Below are 6,037 nucleotides of genomic sequence, written 5' to 3'. Positions count from 1 at the left end.
GACGCCATCACGCAGTCGTACAGATGCTCGCTCGGCTCGGATGCTTCTTCCTGGGCTTCCTTCTCCGCCAACGCATCCGCATACAGTTTGTCCGCCGGGTCGGAGAAGTCGAACATGAACGCGACTGCCTCAATCGCCTCCACAGCCAAACCCACCAGGGCGGAAACTGGACGACAGATCCTCACTGGAATCAACCTTCGATGCGTGCGAGCGCGGCGTCGACCGCGGCAGCGTCAATGGCGGTGTCGTCGTCGAGTCCTGCAAGCTCGCGCCAGCGCGTGATAGCCCAGGTGGTGTATTCGATCCGTGCGGCTGCGGCTGCGGCTGCGTATGCGGCTGCGGCTGCGTATGCGGCTGCGTATGCGTATGCGGCTGCGTCTGCGGCTGCGTATGCGGCTGCGTATGCGGCTGCGTATGCGTATGCGGCTGCGTATGCGGCTGCGTCTGCGGCTGCGTATGCGGCTGCGGCTGCGTATGCGTCTGCGGCTGCGGCTGCGGCTGCGTATGCGGCTGCGCGCGCCTCGTTCCACTCGGCGCTCGGAACACACTCACCACGAGACTCCCAAACACACAGCGCCGCCACACGCCGAATAGCAACAGCACCGTCCGGGCGCGCGTACCGCACCACGCCATGCTCAGCATCGACGAGAAGGTCAGCCAACCAGCGCCACACCACCGCGCGCGGCGTACCAGCCGTCCCCACTGTCTTCCAGCCCAAATCCAAGACGATGACGCTGTTCTCCGGCGACAGGAACCCATCAGGACCGGCCAGCCGGTCGTTGAGCGCCTGCACCATCCGCGCCAACGGCCGAGCCGAACATTCCGGGTAGTCGGTGATCTTCTTATCCCCGTTGATATACGAGATCACATTCATCGCGCACCCTTTGCCGCTCCCAGGCTGATGCGACCCCGCCGCCAACCGCAGCGGATGCGTAATCCGATCAAGATCCAACATGACTCTTCTCCCATTCCAATTGCTGTGACAGTTCAAGGTTTTGAGCACGAAGCCGAGCGGATTCCGCACGCTCGGCCTCGGCCGCACAAAGCGCCTCCGCCTTCTCAGCACGAAGACGGTGATTTTCACGGCGCAACGCGGTCTCGCTAGCGACCGTCACATCCAGATCACGGACCGCAGCGGCCATTGAAGTCCGGGGAGGACCGTACGGCTCAAACCTCTGGATACCGCCGTTCATGACGCAACCACCAATGCCTGCTGAGCCGTCCCGCCAAGCCGTTTATGCAACTCCGCCAACCCCTTCGGAGTTATCCGAACAGTGGGGTCTGGCACGACCATCTCTCCGCGGCCCTCATGCCAAAACGGCTTCCCAACCTTCTCAACGAGGCGTCCGTTATCGACTTGGGCTTGATAGATCCGCCACCGACCAGACGAGCCGCGATAAATCCAACCTTCGCTGCACATGAACCGGAACAGCCTGTCCCGGCCGATGCTGATCTTCGGGTCTCGGGATAGCACTTTGGCTGCGTCGGCCACCTCATAGTCACCGGATGACTCGGCGAGCTGCGTCCACGCCGCTGCAGTGGGTTCAAGTTCGGCAGCCCACTCCAATGCCATGTCCCGCTCAGCCTCAGCGGCTTGCCGACGTTCAAGTTCGTCTGCCCATCCCCGCAATGCCTCTGAGTGCGTGGGCATGGCGGGAAGCTCAGGCTCTGGAACAAACTGACCTGTACGGCGGATCTGCGGCAGAACCTTGTGGGTCAGCCAACGCTTAAACGGCTTCACCTTCGGTGACCGGCTGATCAGGAGCAGCGACCAAACCCCTGCCTCAGTAACAGCAGTTGCTTGCTGCCGGCCGCCAGGGGTGTCCACGGCTACGGACACCCTTTCATCGCCGTCGAGTTGGGCGAGTGCATCGCGGTATTTCGAGATGCCAACCACGTCACAGACATCTCGTCCGATCCAGACCGGTTCACCGACTGGTGAATCGACAATCACGCGCACGGGGTGCTGCTCGTCGTCGTTTGAGAATGTGAACAACTCGACTGCCGCAGGGTCTTCGGCGTGGGCGAGCCGTTTTAGATCAGCTAGCGAGTTCTTTCGTGATCGCCAATCAGACGCTGTAGCCGCCACTGAATAACGGTTACCGCTGCCGGGGTGGTAGAGCCTCGCATGGCCGTTGCCGTCATAGCCGTCGAACTTCCAGCCGATCTCTTCCGCATCCCTTAGGAACTCCCGCAACTCACCCTTCGGGCGTAGCGTGCTCATGCTGACCGCTCGAACGCTTCGATGTCTTCGGCGTTGAATCGGTAGTGACCGCCGGGGGTTTTGATGGCCGGAATGAGCTTGCCGTCTTTGACCCATCTGCGGACTGCGGAGCTGTCGACCCGGAATCTTGCTGCTACCTCACTTGTCGTGAGTGTCACGAGTTCTGGCACGTGAGTCATCATGCGCTGGTTAACGAACCGTGTCAATACGGACACACCGTGTAAATCACGAATTACGGGTCGGACGCACGATATGTCTAGACTTGCGCGACATGTACCGGTTGTGCATAGTTAGGCACATGAACAAAGACACGCATCACTGGGTGCCGGACATCAGTGCGTTTGATGCACGGCTTGTTCTTGTCCGGCACGCAATGGGCTGGAACCTCAAGGAAGCGGCCATGGCCTGCGGCATCAGCCCACAATCATGGCGTGACTGGGAACTGTCGGCCCGCCGGCCGCGCGATTTTGAGGCCGTTTGCGGGCAAATCGCCACGCGAACCGGTTGCGATCTGGTATGGCTGATGACGGGGCGCCGCCCGATGCACGAGCCACCGCCAGGCCAGCGCACCACTGCGACTACAGCGCGTGAAGAAGTGGTGATGCTCCCCCGGCTGGTAAAGGCTCCTGTATCCGACGACGGGGACGAGGAGATTGCCGATGACGCTAACCAGTACGTCGCGTTAGCCGAAGATCAGGTTAACTTTGCTCCCCCGCCTGGACTCGAACCAGGAACCTATCGGTTAACAGCCGAACGCTCTGCCAATTGAGCTACAGGGGATCAACACGATCGCGGGACGACTCTAGCGTACTGGCATAACCGCACCCAACTGGACAGGGACGGATCGGACGCGCACGCACCGGGCCGGGTGAGGCAGGATGGAATGGTCGATAGTCGGGAGGAACGCTTTTGATCCGGTATGTCGTGGTGCTGGGACTGGGTTACGTGCTGGGCTCCAAGGCCGGGCGGCGCCGCTACGAGCAGATCGTCGGCACCTATCGGGCGCTGACCAGCAGCCCCGTAGCCAAGTCGATGATCGAAGGGGGGCGCCGCAAGGTCGCGAATCGGATCTCCCCGGACACCGGCTTCGTGACCGTCGCCGACATCGACGACCAAACGGCCATTATGGAGCGCGGCGCCGAACGACCGGCCGACGAGGCCCTCACATCGTCAGATCGTCGCCGCTAGCCTGCTCCAGCAGGCTGCGCCGGTAGGCCTCCATCGCGACCAGGTCGCCGAACAGCGCGTGGTACTCATCGCCCTGGTCGATCGGCGACATGCGCTGCAGCTTGGACTTCACCTCGGCGATCTGCCGGCCCATCCAGACCTCCTGCAACCGCGCCAGGACGCCGGCGATGTAGCGCGGCAGCCTCTCGTCGTCCACCTGGACGGCCTCGACACCCAGCTCGCTGATCAGCCCCGCGGTCAGGTCCGATCCGGCCCGTTGGCGAACCGCATCGATCCACTGCCCCCCGGTGACGCCGCTCGACGTTCCGCCGGCGGCCTCGATGGCCGCGCGCACGGCGGCATAGCCGGGATGGGTGAAGCTTTCGACCGTCAGCGTGTCAAATACCGGGCCGGCCAACGCCGGGTACTGCAACGCCGACTTGAGCGCCTCGCGCTGCGGCCACAGGACGGGGTCGCGCGGGTCCGGGCGCGGGGCGGTGGACCGGGCCGTCGCGGCGGCACGGGGCTGCTGCGCGGGGCGGCGGGGTGCGCTCGGGGCGGAGCCCCGGGTCGGGGCCGGCGACTTCTTGGCCTGGCTGCGCACCCGGTCGATGACCTGGGGCACGTCGTCCCAGCCGACCCAGCCGGCGAGCTGGCGAGCGTACTCGTCGCGCAGCGTGGGGTCTTTGATCTGGCTCACCATCGGCACGCAGCGCCGCAGCGCCGCGACCCTGCCCTCGGCGCTGTCCAGGTCCATCTCGGCGATCGCGGTGCGGATGGCGAATTCGAACAAGGGTGTGCGCCGCGCCACCAGGTCGCGCAGCGCGCCGTCGCCGGATCTCAACCGCAGGTCGCAGGGATCCATGCCGTCCGGGGCGACCGCGACGAAGGATTGTCCGGCGAGGTTCTGCTCGCCGCCGAAGGCCTTGAGCGCGGCCGCGCGCCCGGCCGCGTCACCGTCGAAAACGTAGATCAGCTCGCCGCGGAAGAAACTGTCGTCCATCATCAGCCGGCGCAGCATCGCCAGATGCTCGTCGCCGAACGCGGTGCCGCAGGACGCCACCGCGGTGGTGACCCCGGCCAGGTGCATGGCCATCACATCGGTGTAGCCCTCGACAACCACCGCCTGATGTCCCTTGGCGATGTCGCGTTTGGCCAGATCGATGCCGAACATCACCGACGATTTCTTGTACAGCAGCGTCTCGGGCGTGTTGATGTACTTGGCTTCCATCGGATCGTCGTCGAACAATCGGCGGGCGCCGAACCCGATCACCTCGCCGGCCGCGGTGCGGATGGGCCACAGCAACCGGCGGTGAAAGCGGTCGATCGGGCCTCGGCGGCCCTGCCGCGAGAGGCCGGCCGCTTCAAGTTCCTTGAACTCGAAACCCTTGCGCACCAGATGTTTTGTCAGCGAGTCCCAACCCGACGGGGCGAATCCGCAACCGAAGCGGTGGGCCGCGTCGGCGTCGAAATTGCGCTCCGTCAGGTACTGGCGGGCCGGCGCCGCCTCGTCGGATTCCAGCGCCGCGGCGTAGAACTCCGCCGCGGCCGCGTTGGCCGCGACCAGTCGGCTGCGGCTCCCGCGATCGCGCTGCACGCTGGTCGCCGGCCCGGTGTAGCTGATGGTGTGGCCGATCCGGTCGGCGAGCAGCTCGACCGCCTCGACGAAGGTGACGTGTTCGATCTTCTGGATGAAGGCGTAGACGTCGCCGCCTTCGCCGCAGCCGAAGCAGTGGAAGTGTCCGTGGTTGGGGCGAACGTGGAACGACGGCGACTTCTCGTCGTGAAAGGGACACAGTCCCTTGAGGGAATCGGCACCGGCGCGCCGCAATTGGACGTAGTCGCCGATGACTTCGTCGATGCGGACCCGCTCGCGGATGGCGGCGATGTCCCGATCGGGAATGCGGCCCCGGCCCCTCGGCCGGGCGTCATCGTCCCCCGCGCGCGGGCGGTGACCCCACGAACCTGCCGGGCTGGACATCGGCTCAGTCTAGAGCGCCGAGCCGGCCGGCTATCCGGTTCCGATCACGCCGCACGCCACCCGGTCCATGGCGTTGTCGGTGTTTTCGGCGCCGTGCAGCATCAGGGCTTTGCCGTCGCCGCCCACCAGGACGTCCCTGGTGAACGAATCGGTGGTGGTGACCAGGTAGGCCGAACCGTCCGAACGCACCTCGAGCGAAGTCAGGTCGCCGCTTTCGGGCTTGCCGGTGTGACCGGGCGCGTTGTAGTGGCCGCCGGCGGACAGGAAGTTGCCCGGCGGGCCACCGGCGGGGGCGACCGAGTTGGGCTCGCACTTGCCGATTTCGTGGATGTGCAGGCCGTGGAATCCCGGTGACAGGATCCCACCGGCCACCGTCTTGACCGTGACGGTGACGTACCCGCCGGTGAACTCGAACGTCGCCGTGGCGACGGACCGCCCGTCCGGCGTCTTCAGTTGCGCGCTCAGCGATTCGCCGTTGGGCGCGGGGGACGTCGTCTCGCCCGACGACGCCGGCGGGGCGCTCTTGACTTCAGGGGTGGTGCCGGGCTGGGTGCTCGCATGTTGGGGTGAGCTGCAGGCGGTCATGGCGACGACGGGAAGCCCCACCGCGAGGGTGGCGATACCGCTGAATTTGGTCATGCCGGGCAGCCTAGTCCGCCGTGGCG

Annotated in this window: 6 protein-coding genes and 1 tRNA gene; 1 reads left to right on the top strand and 6 read right to left on the bottom strand. The window is 65.3% G+C overall.

What is annotated here, in order from left to right; translation table 11 throughout:
- Positions 1-190: 190 nt before the first annotated feature.
- From A5695_RS29390 to A5695_RS03720, 4 genes are all read right to left on the bottom strand, one after another.
- A complete protein-coding gene (locus A5695_RS29390; protein WP_231974706.1) occupies positions 191-1,084 on the bottom strand; it encodes a hypothetical protein in 894 nt (297 codons plus the stop codon).
- A 105-nt stretch (positions 1,085-1,189) separates the two neighbouring features.
- Complete coding sequence (locus A5695_RS03730) at positions 1,190-2,224, bottom strand: phage antirepressor KilAC domain-containing protein (RefSeq protein WP_082945837.1); 1,035 nt, start codon at positions 2,222-2,224, stop codon at positions 1,190-1,192.
- Positions 2,221-2,403 carry a helix-turn-helix domain-containing protein gene (locus A5695_RS03725; protein ID WP_156749445.1) on the bottom strand — a complete coding sequence of 61 codons (183 nt, stop codon included), beginning with the start codon at positions 2,401-2,403 and terminating at the stop codon, positions 2,221-2,223. The genes A5695_RS03730 and A5695_RS03725 overlap by 4 nt, the downstream gene beginning before the upstream one ends.
- Positions 2,404-2,931: 528 nt before the next feature.
- Positions 2,932-3,004: transfer RNA gene (locus A5695_RS03720), tRNA-Asn, on the bottom strand.
- Positions 3,005-3,133: 129 nt separating this feature from the next.
- On the opposite strand from A5695_RS03720, the gene A5695_RS03715 reads away from it, so the two are divergent.
- Positions 3,134-3,412 (top strand): hypothetical protein, encoded by a 279-nt coding sequence (locus A5695_RS03715; RefSeq protein WP_068078328.1) that lies wholly within the window; start codon positions 3,134-3,136, stop codon positions 3,410-3,412.
- Here A5695_RS03715 and dnaG read toward each other — a convergent pair.
- A complete protein-coding gene (gene dnaG, locus A5695_RS03710; RefSeq protein ID WP_068078325.1) occupies positions 3,387-5,372 on the bottom strand; it encodes a DNA primase in 1,986 nt (661 codons plus the stop codon). The genes A5695_RS03715 and dnaG overlap by 26 nt on opposite strands.
- Positions 5,373-5,402: 30 nt before the next feature.
- Positions 5,403-6,011 (bottom strand): superoxide dismutase family protein, encoded by a 609-nt coding sequence (locus A5695_RS03705; protein WP_082945836.1) that lies wholly within the window; start codon positions 6,009-6,011, stop codon positions 5,403-5,405.
- Positions 6,012-6,037 lie beyond the last annotated feature (26 nt).

Source organism: Mycobacterium sp. E1747, from assembly GCF_001667775.1.
In the GTDB taxonomy this organism is placed as follows: domain Bacteria; phylum Actinomycetota; class Actinomycetes; order Mycobacteriales; family Mycobacteriaceae; genus Mycobacterium.
Note: the sequence above shows the minus strand (reverse complement) of the source record. Positions and strands in the feature narration are given on the sequence as shown.

What these genes read in the sequence shown, in the direction of transcription:
- A5695_RS03730 (WP_082945837.1), bottom strand. Translation starts at nt 2,224, where the DNA reads ATGAGCACGCTACGCCCGAAGGGTGAGTTGCGGGAGTTCCTAAGGGAT.
- A5695_RS03725 (WP_156749445.1), bottom strand. Translation starts at nt 2,403, where the DNA reads ATGACTCACGTGCCAGAACTCGTGACACTCACGACAAGTGAGGTAGCA.
- dnaG (WP_068078325.1), bottom strand. Translation starts at nt 5,372, where the DNA reads ATGTCCAGCCCGGCAGGTTCGTGGGGTCACCGCCCGCGCGCGGGGGAC.
- A5695_RS03705 (WP_082945836.1), bottom strand. Translation starts at nt 6,011, where the DNA reads ATGACCAAATTCAGCGGTATCGCCACCCTCGCGGTGGGGCTTCCCGTC.